At 50.4% G+C, this 13,707-nt stretch carries 8 protein-coding genes and 2 rRNA genes (1 of these 10 cut by a window edge); 2 read left to right on the top strand and 8 right to left on the bottom strand.

The window, feature by feature from the left end; all coding sequences use genetic code 11:
* Positions 1 to 51 precede the first annotated feature (51 nt).
* From NX722_RS03565 to hutI, 5 genes are all read right to left on the bottom strand, one after another.
* Entirely contained in the window at positions 52 to 2,109 is a 2,058-nt protein-coding gene (locus tag NX722_RS03565; protein ID WP_262566737.1) for a hypothetical protein, read from the bottom strand.
* Positions 2,110 to 2,221: 112 nt separating this feature from the next.
* Positions 2,222 to 3,757: a histidine ammonia-lyase gene (gene hutH / locus NX722_RS03560; protein ID WP_262566736.1), complete on the bottom strand. Its 1,536-nt coding sequence runs from the start codon at positions 3,755 to 3,757 to the stop codon at positions 2,222 to 2,224.
* A gap of 1 nt (position 3,758) precedes the next feature.
* A complete protein-coding gene (gene hutU / locus NX722_RS03555; RefSeq protein WP_262566735.1) occupies positions 3,759 to 5,489 on the bottom strand; it encodes a urocanate hydratase in 1,731 nt (576 codons plus the stop codon).
* A 28-nt stretch (positions 5,490 to 5,517) separates the two neighbouring features.
* Positions 5,518 to 6,462: a formimidoylglutamase gene (gene hutG / locus NX722_RS03550; RefSeq protein ID WP_262566734.1), complete on the bottom strand. Its 945-nt coding sequence runs from the start codon at positions 6,460 to 6,462 to the stop codon at positions 5,518 to 5,520.
* A gap of 88 nt (positions 6,463 to 6,550) precedes the next feature.
* A complete protein-coding gene (gene hutI / locus NX722_RS03545; RefSeq protein WP_407647956.1) occupies positions 6,551 to 7,837 on the bottom strand; it encodes an imidazolonepropionase in 1,287 nt (428 codons plus the stop codon).
* 407 nt (positions 7,838 to 8,244) lie between these two features.
* On the opposite strand from hutI, the gene putP reads away from it, so the two are divergent.
* A complete protein-coding gene (gene putP / locus NX722_RS03540; RefSeq protein WP_262566733.1) occupies positions 8,245 to 9,771 on the top strand; it encodes a sodium/proline symporter PutP in 1,527 nt (508 codons plus the stop codon).
* Between the two features lie 128 nt (positions 9,772 to 9,899).
* On the opposite strand, the gene ltrA is transcribed toward putP, so the two are convergent.
* The gene (gene ltrA / locus NX722_RS03535; protein WP_262563619.1) at positions 9,900 to 11,165 is read right to left on the bottom strand and encodes a group II intron reverse transcriptase/maturase; all 1,266 of its coding nucleotides are present in this window, start codon (positions 11,163 to 11,165) and stop codon (positions 9,900 to 9,902) included.
* A 581-nt stretch (positions 11,166 to 11,746) separates the two neighbouring features.
* On the opposite strand from ltrA, the gene NX722_RS03530 reads away from it, so the two are divergent.
* On the top strand, positions 11,747 to 11,938 hold the full coding sequence (locus tag NX722_RS03530; protein ID WP_262566732.1) for a hypothetical protein: 192 nt from the start codon (positions 11,747 to 11,749) through the stop codon (positions 11,936 to 11,938).
* A 2-nt stretch (positions 11,939 to 11,940) separates the two neighbouring features.
* Here NX722_RS03530 and rrf read toward each other — a convergent pair.
* Positions 11,941 to 12,056: ribosomal RNA gene (gene rrf / locus NX722_RS03525) — 5S ribosomal RNA — on the bottom strand.
* A 240-nt stretch (positions 12,057 to 12,296) separates the two neighbouring features.
* Positions 12,297 to 13,707, bottom strand: a 23S ribosomal RNA gene (locus tag NX722_RS03520); it runs 1,508 nt beyond the window's last position.

The following is a 13,707-nucleotide window of genomic DNA, read 5'->3' as shown; positions in this document are numbered from 1 at the left end:
GCAATTTGTCGAGTTTTTTGCTGTTTGCGGAAAAAAAACAAATATCGCAGCCTATGACCTCAGCTCGGCTTCTCTGGCTACAAGGTATTCAGTCATTATATTAAAGGCTGAATCCATGGTTCCGTTGTTTTCTGTTAATTCTCTGGCTCCAGTTTGAATGGCAGTGAAGTAGTCATTGAACAGATCCTGCATTTCGTTCTCATCGACCCATTCACTGTCTTCCTCAAACCCGTCGATCAGGAAGTGACAAAGTTCATCAATCTCATTGCTAAGCTCAGGATGCTCTGTAGTGAGTTTTTGAAAGTATTGAACAACTTCTGCATTAGAAGTTGAGCCGACATCGTGAGGATTGACCTGGAATAACTCACTTTCAATGCCTTGTACATAAGGTGGAGTGGCTTCTACGGTTCGTTCCGGGTGTAAGGCTGCATGATCAGTCAAGAAATTTATAGCGGTCTGGCAGCCCCGTTCAAATTCTCCGGGAATGTTTTCATCCATGCTATTTTCAAGAATCCATAATGCCTGTCGAGGGCTGTAACCTTCATTGCGAACGAGTTTTTCGAATTCGTCCGCTAAAGGCTTTTGACTGTATTCCACAGACGCTGTTACAAGCATGGCGTTGTCTACTTTGTTAAAAAATTCTTGAGCCTGAATGGCGTCCACTTCTTGCAACAAACCTGCTTTTTTTAACGAGTTAAAGGTTTCTGAGTAGTCAGATGACTTCAATATTTTATTGGGATCAGGCAGTGCCGGATGCACGACACTGACGCTATCACCAAACTGTTTTATAAGCTGACTGAGATGTGACTGTTGAAGGGAGTATTTGTGTTGTGCCTGTTCAATTTTAGTAGATATATTTTTTAGTTCTTCTCTGGTGACATTCTGCTTGTCTTGAATTTGTTTCTTATATTGGCGGTTTTCATGCCTTTTGATCTGATAGGGAATGTTGAAGCGACGGCTGAATTTGGAAGAGCCGGCAGCTCTTTTTAATTCAAGATATTTATTTTCAGCCTGCTCATATTGAGCTGCCAGTTTGTAGGCTTCTCGAGTTTTAACCTTAGTTTTCTGCTCTAGTTTGTGCAGCTCATTAAGTGAGTCTTTTTTTCCTTCCACGGCTTTAGGGATGACGTTAAGCTGGTCTTGTAGCGTTTTGACGGTTTCTAATGTCGCTTCTTTTGCTCGTTTAAGCATTTTTTTGCCTGAATCGTTCTCAGTGAGTTTGAGTACTGGCGACAGGTAATTGTTGGTAGATTCCTCTATGCTTTTGTACCGGCTGAGGGTTTTCTCAAGATCGTTATTGTGGGGCTTTAAAACATTAGTATTGTTAGTAAAAGCCTGTACTGCTGCATCAGCTAGCTTTCTTGAACTTTTTTTCAATAGGTCGTTTCTTTGACCTTTTGCCATCGCTACAGACAGTTCGTGTACATAAGCCTGTTTTTTTCTCTCTGCGCTGTAGACAGTATTCGACGGAGATGGTCTGGGTGCCGTCATCTGGTTGAGAGTGGCAGGGAGCGCTTTGACCATTTCATCATATTTTTTATCGATTTGTTCTAATAGCGTTTTTTGGTCGCCAGGACTGATTCCCTTGGATTCAGCTTCCCGGTTAATATAGTGTTGAAGTTGAAAAACAGCATGGGGAGACTGAGCTGAGTTAAGGCAATGACCAAAAAACAGGGTCAGGTCTTTTTGTGAGCGACGAAGCAGTCCAGCTTCAGAGATAGCTGCTTTAGTATCAGTGTTAGTCGTTGGTGTTTTTGCAAACGCTTTAATGCCTGAAATACTGGTTTCCAGCTTATTTGAAGGGGTAACCTCAAGCTTCCCTCCTTCGTTCGTGAACTCAGAGGTTTCAATCTGCCTGACAGCACTCCTGAAGTCACCGTGAGTTTGTAGAATTTTTATTCGGCGGCTATAGATTGACTCCTGCTCAGTGTGCTGGTCTGTGTGGGCTTTGCGTTGATTAGCAGAAGGGTTCAGATAATTGGCAGTATTTTCCAGCTTGCGGACTTTTCGATTAACAAAGTCCCCCTGGCTATTAATGACATGCTCTTTATCCATTCCGGGGTATAGCTTCTGCAGGTTGAGCGCTTCAGCTCCTTTTGCACCGTCCATGTTCTTCGAAATCCCTTTCTGTAGATCGCTGTGAGAAATAAAAAGCGTTCGTTCGCAAGAAGGCTTTTTATAATGGCTTCTAATAAAGCATAGCTTAACTACGAAGAGCTATTTATGAAGGCAGCCATGCTTTTTGGGGTAATAGGGAGGTTAAGTCTCCTGAAGAGAGCAGTTGTTTGATCGATTCAATATCAGGTGCGAAAAACCGGTCTTTATCGTAGAAAGGAACAAACCGGCGAACTTCATTATAAACCTGCTCCAGCGTACTGGATGTTTTCAGAGGTCTGCGAAAGTCAATCCCCTGACAGCCTGCCAGCAGTTCAATCGCAACAATTCCCCTGACATTGCTATTCATAGCCTGTAAGCGGCGGGCAGCATGGGTTGCCATGGAAACATGATCTTCCTGATTGGCTGAAGTGGGCAGGCTGTCAACACTGGCCGGGTGTGCCAGCATCTTGTTTTCACTGGCAAGGGCTGCCGCTGTAACCTGAGCAATCATAAAACCGGAGTTCACACCGCCGTTTTCAACCAGAAAAGCAGGAAGGCCAGATAATTGACTGTCGATCAGTAAAGCGATCCGACGTTCTGACAGGGCGCCAGTTTCCGCAATAGCCAGAGCCAGAATATCTGAAGCCATCGCTACCGGTTCAGCATGAAAGTTACCACCAGAAAGAATTTCCCCCTCGTCGTAGAAGACCAGAGGGTTGTCAGAGACAGCATTCGCTTCGGTGAGGAGAATGTCACCGCAGTGTCGAAGCTGAGTCAGGCACGCCCCCATCACCTGAGGCTGGCAACGAAGCGAATAAGGGTCCTGGACTTTTTTACAGCTTCTATGTGACCGGGATATTTCCGTCTCAGGTTCAAGGATGTGTCGATAGAGTTGTGCTGTGTCGATCTGACCTTGCTGCCCTCTTGCTTCATGGATACGGGCATCAAAAGGTTTACGGCTGCCCAGTGCCGCTTCAACACTCAGGCTACCTGCTAACAGGGCGGCATTGAAGAGGTCTTCTGCTTCAAAGAGTCCCTGTAGCGCTAATGCCGTGGATACCTGAGTACCATTCAGGAGTGCCAGACCTTCTTTTGGTGCCAGTTTAATGGGGGAAAGGCTGGCGATAGCCAGACCGTCCCTGGCGCTTATCTGTTGCCCCTTATGGCGCACATCCCCTTCGCCTAAAAGGGTCATAGCCATATGTGCCAGTGGTGCCAGGTCTCCCGACGCACCAACCGATCCCTGAGAGGGGATACAGGGGTAGATACCGTGGTTGACCAGTTCAACAAGCATTTCAAGGACTTTCAGACGAATGCCGGAAAAGCCCCGGGACAGGCTGTTCAGCTTCAGCACCATAATCAATCGTACCAGAGGGTCACTCAGGCGTTCGCCCGTTCCGGCAGCGTGAGAGAGAACAATACTGTTCTGAAGTGTTTCCAGCTGATCTGAGGGAATACGGGTATTGGCGAGCAGGCCAAAGCCTGTATTGATGCCGTAAACGGTTTTATCACTGGCAATGATATCTGCAACAACCTGAACGCTGTCGTTTATAGCCTGATGGCAATCTGGTGAGAGCGTTAACCGGATGGGTTGTTCATAGACGGCTCGTAATGTTTCAAAGCTTAATGTGCCGGGTGTCAGGGTTATCGACTGCGACAAATCACTGTTCCTCCAGCATGGGCAAGTCCAGCTGGCCCTGCCGGGCGCAGTCAATGGCTTCCTGATAACCGGCGTCCGCATGACGCATGACACCTGTAGCCGGGTCATTGTTCAGGACTCTGGCGATACGGCGGTCTGCCGCTTCAGTTCCATCGCAGACAATGACTACACCGGAATGCTGGCTGAAGCCCATGCCAACACCGCCGCCATGGTGGAGACTGACCCAGGTCGCCCCACTGGCGGTATTCAGCAGTGCGTTCAGCAGAGGCCAGTCTGAGATGGCATCAGAACCATCGAGCATTGATTCTGTTTCACGATTGGGGGAAGCGACAGAACCGGAATCCAGATGATCTCTGCCAATCACAACTGGAGCCGAAAGCTCTCCGCTTCTGACCATGGCGTTAAAAGCAAGGCCCAGACGCGCCCGGTCAGAAAGCCCTGCCCAACAGATTCGGGCTGGCAGTCCTTGAAAATGAATTCTTTCTTTAGCCATATCCAGCCAGTTGTGCAGGTGTTTATCGTCTGGGATAAGTGCTTTGACTCTTGCATCTGTTTTGTAAATATCTTCAGGGTCACCACTGAGGGCAGCCCAGCGGAAAGGGCCTTTACCCACACAGAACAAGGGACGTATATAGGCTGGAACAAAACCGGGAAAATCGAATGCCTGCTGTACTCCTTCTTCCAGCGCAACCTGGCGGATATTGTTGCCATAATCGACGACCACCGAGCCGTTTTTCTGAAACTCAAGCATGGCCCGGACATGGTTGGCAATGGATGAACGGACAGCGGCGTTTAACTCTTCCGGGCTTTGCTGTCTGGCTTGTCTGGCTTTTTCAAGGCTCCAGCCTGAAGGCAGGTAACCATTCAGTGGGTCGTGGGCGCTGGTCTGGTCGGTGACGACATCAGGTAAAACCTTTTCGGACGACACTCTTTCAGACGACACCACTTTGGATAATAGTTGTGGCAGGATGTCAGCGGCATTACCCAGCAGTCCCACAGACACTGGTTGTTTCTGTCTGCAGGCTGTTTGCACCCACTTCAGGGCTTCATCAAGACTGGCGGTTTTTCGATCCAGATAACCCGTCTCAAGGCGTTTATCAATACGGCTCTCATCGCACTCAACTGCCAGCATAGAGAAACCAGCCATGGTCGCAGCCAGAGGTTGCGCACCTCCCATGCCTCCAAGACCTGCCGTTAGAATCCATTTACCGGCAGCACTGCCTGAAAAGTGCTGGTTGGCGATAGCGACAAAGGTTTCATAAGTCCCCTGGACGATCCCCTGGGAGCCAATATAGATCCAGGAACCTGCCGTCATTTGTCCGTACATCATCAAGCCTTGCTGGTCGAGCTTATTGAAGTGCTGCCAGTTTGCCCAATAAGGTACCAGGTTAGAATTGGCAATCAATACTCTGGGGGCGTCAGCGTGGGTTGGAAATACGCCAACGGGTTTGCCGGATTGAATCAGCAGGGTTTCATCATCGTTTAATCGTTTGAGTACCTCGACAATTTTGTCAAAGCACTGCCAGTTTCTTGCAGCACGACCAATGCCACCATAGACGACCAGGTCTTCGGGCTTTTCTGCCACCGCCGGGTCAAGATTATTCATCAGCATTCGCAAAGGAGCTTCGGTTAACCAGCTTTTAGTGTTCAGTATTGAGCCAGTTGGTGCAGAGATTTTTCGGGACGTGTCCGTTCTTGAGCTGTCCGTTCTTAAACAGTTGTTACTTGTCATAACTCATCGTTTCCTAAAGAGTCGGTTCCTAAAGAGTCGGTTCCTGAAAAGTCAGCAAATGAATCAACCGGGCAGCCAGCCTTGAGGTTCGATGGTCAATATCATAGTTTGGATTGAACTCGGCGATGTCAATCAGTCGAAGCTTGTCTGAATCCCGGATGTCTTTCAGCAGGGGTTCCGCTACTTCCAACGGAATGCCCCGGCTGGCTGGCGCGCTGACACCGGGAGCCAGTGCAGCAGGAAACCCATCAAGGTCGATGGTCAGGTAAACGTGATCGACTTTATCGATAAACCGGGACAGTGCGTCAGTCAGTGTATTCAGCTGGAGGATGGTCATATCATCGTCGTAGTGATAATCGACACCCAGCGCTCTGGCTCTTTGAAACAGCACCCGGGTGTTGCTGTTGCGGCTTACCCCAAGGCAAAGATAATGAAAGGGTAACTGTTGTTGTCTGGTGTAATCCGCTACCTGCCAGAACGGAGTGCCGGAGCTGGCACCTGCCTGATCGGGTTTTCGCAAATCAAAGTGTGCGTCAAAATTGATAATGCCGACATTGGGCTTCTGTTCCGGATTCAGGTGATGAATAAGCCCCTGGTAGCTGGCCCAGGCGATTTCATGACCACCTCCCAGCCCTATAGGCAACTGCTGATTATCCAGCAGTTTTGAAATGTGCCGGGCAAAGGCTTGCTGTGCGGCTTCCAGGTTACCACCCCGGCAAATGATCGTGCTGCTGTCGTATACTGGCTGGTCACGGTTCCATGGTTGCCCTGCCAGAGCCTTGCGCAGAGCATCCGGGCCTGATGCCGCCCCGGGGCGTCCTTTATTTCTGCGTACGCCTTCGTCGGAAGCAAAGCCTGCAAGGGTAACACCGGGTAACGCAGACTGGCCTGAATAGCGGTTAACTTTCTGATGCCAGCGCAGAGCCCATTCAGGAACAGTTTCTTCATCAACTCTTCCATGCCACAGAGACATGTCGGGCAATTTTTCCTGATACGCTTTTGAATCAGGGCGGGCCGGTTCTGGGTTAGGCGACTCAGCACTCATAAACGATGTCCATAAGCTATGTCCATAAACTATCCCCATTAGCAATGTCTCCACCAAGGATGCGCTGCTTTAACGGTGAGTGACCCAGTTCATACGGCAATTCGTTGGGGTGGTTAGTATCCCACAAGCAAAGGTCTGCAATCTTGCCGACTTCAATGGTTCCGAAGTCATCAATGATTCCCAGCGCCCGGGCAGCTTCACGGGTCGTTCCGGCAATGGCTTCGGCTGCGCTCAGTTGGAAAAGAATACAACTCATGTTCATCATCAGCCGGATTGAAGCCAGAGGCGAGCTGCCGGGGTTGATATCGGTGGCAACCGCCATCGGCACTTTGAAGCGGCGAAGCAGTTCGACGGGAGGTTTTCTGCTCTGTTTCAGATAGTAAAAAGCACCGGGCAACAGAACGGCAACGGTTCCTGACTGGGCCAGACCCACAGCGCCGGTTTCATCCAGATATTCCAGATGATCACAGGACAGGGCGCCCATTGAAGCGGCCAGAGAGCTGGCATGGGTCAATGAGAGCTGCTCAGTATGACCCTTGATAGCAAGGTCGTGGTCAAGTGCGGTGTGAAACACCCGCTCGCATTGTTTCAGGTCGAAGCCGATGGTTTCACAAAACACGTCAACAGCGTCTGCCAGACCCTGTTCAGCCACCGTGGGAATGATTTCATTGCACACCAGGTCGATGTAGTCGTCGGGTCTCCCAGCGTACTCGGGAGGCAGGGCGTGAGCAGCCAGCAGAGTGGTTTTGACACGGATGGGAACCCTGCTCCCCAGCTCCCGGGCGACTTCCAGCATTTTGATTTCATCAGGAAGGTTCAGGCCGTAACCTGACTTGATTTCGACCGTTGTCACCCCTTCCCTGATCAGTGCCTCGAGTCTGGGCAGAGCGGATTTGATCAACTGTTCTCTTGAGCGAACCCGGGTTGCCCTGACGGTGGACAGAATTCCTCCGCCTTTTCTGGCAATTTCCTGATAGGACTTGCCCTGTTGCCTCTGTTCAAATTCGTTGGCACGGTTACCGCCAAAGACCAGATGGGTGTGGCAGTCAATTAGCCCCGGCGTCAGCCAGCCATTATGGCCGTCGATGACATCATAGGGCAGCGACGTTGCGGTGACAGATGACATCGGCTCAATGCAGGCGATGCGGCCATCAAGAACACCGAGAGCGCATTTTGTCTGAACGCCGTAGGCATCTGACAGAGCCGGGTCAAACGTTGCCAGGTTTACGTTAATCCATACCCGGCTACAGTCTTTGAGGCTGGTCATCTGAGGTTTGGGCATAAGATTCTGATGCTCAGGCATAAATTGAATCCGTAAGCAGCGCCGGTTGTACACGGTGACTGCGTTAGCATTGGTTAACCCTGTCTTTAAAGATATAAAGCGTTTCAGGCCAACTGACAAGTACTTGTCTGGCGCTGGACAATTTAGCGTCGGACAATAAGGATAGCTGCTTCATGGTGAAGCATTGGAATAAAAGCAACTCTGCCTGTCCGGAATCATTTCTGGCCAGCTATGGGAAAGCAGTTAGCGCTTTTGTCGGGAGCGTGGTCAAAATTAATGGGCTGACACTGTTTTTTAAGAGAGCCTTTTAATTCATACAGTTATTAAAAACTTGGCAAATATGACGAAATACAGAGAAGTAGACTAACTTTATTTAGATAAGCCGTTTAGAAAAGCAGTCGTTCTAATCACTTAATCCGGTAACGACGATGACTGATAATAACCTGATTTTGTTAACCTTCCTGGTTTACTTTGGATCGATGCTGCTTGTCGGCCTGTATGCCTGGCGTCGAACTCTGAGTTCTTCCGATTATTTTCTTGGTGGACGCTCCCTTGGACCATGGTCAGCGGCGTTAAGTGCCGGAGCATCTGATATGAGTGGCTGGTTACTGCTGGGGTTGCCCGGTTATGCATTTGCAGCGGGTCTTGAGGCGTTCTGGCTTGCTGCGGGCTTGCTGGGAGGCACCTGGCTGAACTGGTTGATAGTGTCGCGCCGCCTGAGAACCTACAGCGCTCTGGCCGATGAAGCTTTAACGTTACCCGAGTTTCTTGCCAATCGTTTTGAGGACAGAAAAGGGTTGTTGCAACCTGTCTCGGCGATTTTTATTTTGATCTTTTTCCTTTTTTATACCAGCTCTGGTCTGGTGGCCGGTGGCAAACTGTTTGAATCGGTATTTGGCATTGATTATCACTGGGCAGTCATTATTGGCATGATCAGCGTGATTTCCTACACGCTGTATGGTGGATTTCTGGCTGTCTGCTGGACGGATTTAATTCAGGGACTATTGATGGCTGCCGCCCTGCTGGTGGTACCGATTGCAGCCCTTGAAGCCAGTGGCGGGGCTGATACTGTTTTTCAGGAGTTGCAGCAGATTAACCCCGAACTGTTAAATGTGTTAACCACTGTCGAAGGTGAAACGTTGTCCGTGATAACGGTGTTATCCCTGTTAGGCTGGGGACTGGGGTATTTTGGCCAGCCCCACATCATGGCTCGCTTTAAAGCGATTAAGTCTGAAGGACAGCTGGTACTGGCTCGCAGAATAGCCGTGAGCTGGACGGGCATCTGTATGCTGGGGGCCTTGCTGGTAGGCCTCGCGGGTGCGGTTTACACACAGAGGCTTGGGATTAGCCTTGATGACCCCGAAGCAATTTTTATGTTGATGGTGAATACACTGTTCCATCCGGTGATTGCCGGTATTCTGCTGGCCGCTATTCTGGCTGCCATCATGAGTACTGCGGACTCACAGTTACTGGTTTGCTCAACAGCATTTGCAGAAGACTTTTACCAGGATATTTTCCGCCGCAACGCCCCTCAGGAAGAAGTGCTTCTGGTTGGACGTATCGCCGTAGTGGGGATTGCTGTGATTGCCACCTGGCTGGCGCTAAACCCTGATCATTCGGTGCTGGGTATGGTTTCCTACGCCTGGGCAGGCTTTGGCGCAGCCTTTGGTCCGGTGCTGGTACTGTCGCTGTATTGGCGACGGATGAACGGCATGGGAGCATTAGCGGGTATTGTGGCTGGTGGCCTGACCGTCGTTTGGTGGAAACAGCAGCAGGGTGGCTGGTATGACCTTTATGAAATCATTCCGGGAATTATTGCCGCAACTCTGGCTGTCATGGTGTTCAGTTACCTGGGCAGAAAGCCATCGAAAACCATGGAAACCCTGTTTGATAGGGTTAATGGCCGGGTTGAACAGCTTTCACATTCTGATGATGAAGAACCTTCAGTTTCCTGATTCAAAGTTCGAGCTGACGTTAAATTAAGTGCCTGTTGAACACATTAGGTAAGGCGGGGCTATTGCCCCGTCCTTCCCACAGAACCGTGCGTACGGACCTCGTACACGGCTCCTGCACTCTCTATCCCTTAACAATAAGGGGCAAGAACGCCCGTTTTAACGCCTTCCAAATTGAACAACTTTATCTCATTGAACCAGTTGTTCGGCATGGCTAAATGCGACAGGGGACTGCACGCATTTCTCCATGAACGCATTTTGATGTACTTAAATGGTGGCTTGTAACCCAGTTGCTTCAGCCGACGATGCAGCTTCGCTGGTTTCTTCCACTGTTTCAGTTGTAAACATCTCAGCCTGCGCCTCATCCATCCTGTCAGCCGTTTTAATTCACGACTACAGTTCGCTATCCTGAAGTAATTAGCAAATCCTCGTATCACAGGGTTCAGTTCTCGGATTACTCCTTCAAGGTTCGTTCCCCGATTCCTTTTCGTGATTCGCTTTACCTTTGCTTTCAGTGCGTTGAGCTTCTTTTCCTGTATGCGCGTATAGCTGCTCAGGATTTCAACTCCCAGAAATTTCACACCCTCGCCGCTATGGGCTATGTGTGTTTTATTCTGGTTGACCGTCAGTTTCAGGTCTTGCTCCAGTACTTTGGTCGCCACTTTCAGAGCGTTTTCTGCCGCTGCTTTGGAGCCACACAGAATCAGGATATCGTCCGCATAGCGGACAATCCTGTGCTTGCGTCGCATCATTTCCTGATCAAACGCATCAAGATAGACGTTTGAGATTAAGGGACTGATCACTCCGCCCTGTGGACTGCCTGTTTCCGTGGCTTCCAGTTGATAGCCAACCATCACCCCGCTTTTCAGGAACATTCTGATCAGGTTCAGGATGCTTCCATCTGCCACTTTGTGCCTGAACGCCTTGAGAATTAACTCGTGGTCGAGTCGGTCAAAGCATTTGGACAAGTCCATGTCCACCACCCAGCGTCTGTCGTACTTCCGTATGAACAGGGTCGCCTTGGTAATGGCTTGATGGCAGCTTCGATTCGGTCTGTACCCATAGCTGGACGGGTGGAAGTCCGGATCAAAGATCGGGGTCAGGATATTTAGAAGTGCTTGTTGGACGATTCGGTCTTTTACTGCGGGGATTCCCAGCAGACGCTTTCCACCGTCTTCTTTGTCGATTTCTACACGCTTTACCGGTAGCGGTTTGTAGCGCTTTTCCCGCAATTCAAGCAGTAACTGTTCAAGATTCCCACGCAGATTCGAGGCGTAGTCGCTCAGGCTCTGCCCATCTATTCCGGCCGCACCTTTCGCTTTCCATACCTTTTTGAATCCGTTGTAAAGCGCTTCCATCGTCAGCAAGCGCCCATACAGGCTATAATATACTCTCATCAGTTACTGTCTCACGACAGACAGATTGCGCCATCCTTCTACTGTGGCCGGATTCTTCATGGACATTCACAGGCGTTCTGGCTCAAGGCAATCTACCTGCTACCTGTCCTTTACTCCCGAGCGCGGCTCTTTCTTTTAGCAGGATTGTTCCCAACCTCACCAGCCGAAGATGTCCTGCCTCGTCAGGCAGCTTGTGCGCTCACAGTGTCATTCCTGCGGTCTGACTGTTCTTTAAGAATGCTTCACCCCTTCGCAACATCTGCCGCTTTTGACGACACATGCCCTACAGTCACTCTGGCTGTAGTCATTCCGGTTTTGCCCTCCGAACGGTTACCCGCCTTCACAGGCCGGAATTTCATCACTACTACAGGATCATCTGCCACCTCACACCACTGTTACCCTTGAGTTTCCTCTTGCGATAACAGCCCCTGAGATTCAGAGATTGATGCCAGGCTTCCCCAGTTACTAAACGGTTCCCTGTCAGAAATGCCACCCTCAAGCACAGAGTTGGGACTGACTGAGTATCGGGCTTTGCGCTATTTCGCACGCTTGCCGCTCCCAACCTGCCGAATCAGGTTCGCTTGCGCTGTGTACCTCTGACTTCCTATGGCTTCCTTCAGACCCAACCGTTGGCCAGTTACGCCCTTGCCATTCAGATTGCCTTCCCCTCAGTCGGGGCGGCTCAGGCTTCTTTCAGCCTGACGGGTTTGCCCGCTTCGCTGGGCAAACAACAAAAAGCCCGACAGATTTCTCTATCGGGCTTTTCTAATTGAATGCCTGGCGATGACCTACTCTCACATGGGGAAGCCCCACACTACCATCGGCGATGCGTCGTTTCACTTCCGAGTTCGGGATGGGATCGGGTGGTTCCAACACTCTATGGTCACCAGGCAAATTCTTTTGAGTCACAGCTTGGGTGGGCGTTTTGGGTCGTAGCCCGTGGCCCGTATCCCGTAGCCCGTTTGGGCTGCTGCATACTCTGGAATCCAAAATATGTTTTAAATAAGCTTTTGTTCTTGCTTTACACTCTCATGCTGTGCATGGCTGCTAACGGGTTACGGGCTACGGGTAACGGGCTTCGTTATCCTCTAGCGGGTAACACAGTCAACATTCAAATCGCTTTGGCGTTATATGGTCAAGCCTCTCGATTCATTAGTACGGGTTAGCTCAACGCCTCACAACGCTTACACACCCCGCCTATCAACGTCGTAGTCTTCAACGTCTCTTATGTGACCTCAAAGGTCAAGGGAAGTCTCATCTTGAAGGGGGCTTCCCGCTTAGATGCTTTCAGCGGTTATCCCGTCCGAACTTAGCTACCGGGCAATGCGTCTGGCGACACAACCCGAACACCAGTGGTTCGTCCACTCCGGTCCTCTCGTACTAGGAGCAGCTCTCCTCAAACTTCCAACGTCCACGGCAGATAGGGACCGAACTGTCTCACGACGTTCTAAACCCAGCTCGCGTACCACTTTAAATGGCGAACAGCCATACCCTTGGGACCGGCTTCAGCCCCAGGATGTGATGAGCCGACATCGAGGTGCCAAACACCGCCGTCGATGTGAACTCTTGGGCGGTATCAGCCTGTTATCCCCGGAGTACCTTTTATCCGTTGAGCGATGGCCCTTCCATTCAGAACCACCGGATCACTAAGACCTACTTTCGTACCTGCTCGACCTGTACGTCTCGCAGTCAAGCTGGCTTGTGCCTTTACACTAACCGCACGATGTCCGACCGTGCTTAGCCAACCTTCGTGCTCCTCCGTTACTCTTTGGGAGGAGACCGCCCCAGTCAAACTACCCACCACACAATGTCCCCGGTCCCGGTAAGGGACCTGGGTTAGAACCTCAATATTGCCAGGGTGGTATTTCAAGGTTGGCTCCATGCAGACTGGCGTCCACACTTCAAAGCCTCCCACCTATCCTACACAAGCAACATCAAGATCCACTGTGAAGCTGTAGTAAAGGTTCACGGGGTCTTTCCGTCTAGCCGCGGATACACTGCATCTTAACAGCGATTTCAATTTCACTGAGTCTTGGGTGGAGACAGCGTGGCCATCGTTACGCCATTCGTGCAGGTCGGAACTTACCCGACAAGGAATTTCGCTACCTTAGGACCGTTATAGTTACGGCCGCCGTTTACCGGGGCTTCGATCAAGAGCTTCGCCGAAGCTAACCCCATCAATTAACCTTCCGGCACCGGGCAGGCGTCACACCGTATACGTCCACTTACGTGTTAGCACAGTGCTGTGTTTTTAATAAACAGTCGCAGCCACCTGGTATCTTCGACCAGTCCCAGCTCAGAGAGTAAATCTCATCACCAGAACCGGCGCACCTTCTCCCGAAGTTACGGTGCCATTTTGCCTAGTTCCTTCACCCAAGTTCTCTCAAGCGCCTTGGTATTCTCTACCTGACCACCTGTGTCGGTTTGGGGTACGGTCCCCCTTGACCTGACGCTTAGAAGTTTTTCCTGGAAGCATGGCATCAACCACTTCCCGGCCGTAGCCGGTTCGTCATCAGTTCTCGGCATAAGTGAACCCGGATTT

The sequence above is a fragment of the Endozoicomonas gorgoniicola genome, from assembly GCF_025562715.2.
Classification (GTDB): domain Bacteria; phylum Pseudomonadota; class Gammaproteobacteria; order Pseudomonadales; family Endozoicomonadaceae; genus Endozoicomonas_A; species Endozoicomonas_A gorgoniicola.
Note: the sequence above shows the minus strand (reverse complement) of the source record. Positions and strands in the feature narration are given on the sequence as shown.

Coding starts and splice junctions, on each gene's coding strand:
- NX722_RS03565 (WP_262566737.1), bottom strand. CDS start 2,109: ATGGACGGTGCAAAAGGAGCTGAAGCGCTCAACCTGCAGAAGCTATAC.
- hutU (WP_262566735.1), bottom strand. CDS start 5,489: ATGACAAGTAACAACTGTTTAAGAACGGACAGCTCAAGAACGGACACG.
- hutG (WP_262566734.1), bottom strand. CDS start 6,462: ATGTCTCTGTGGCATGGAAGAGTTGATGAAGAAACTGTTCCTGAATGG.
- hutI (WP_407647956.1), bottom strand. CDS start 7,837: ATGCCTGAGCATCAGAATCTTATGCCCAAACCTCAGATGACCAGCCTC.
- putP (WP_262566733.1), top strand. CDS start 8,245: ATGACTGATAATAACCTGATTTTGTTAACCTTCCTGGTTTACTTTGGA.
- ltrA (WP_262563619.1), bottom strand. CDS start 11,165: ATGAGAGTATATTATAGCCTGTATGGGCGCTTGCTGACGATGGAAGCG.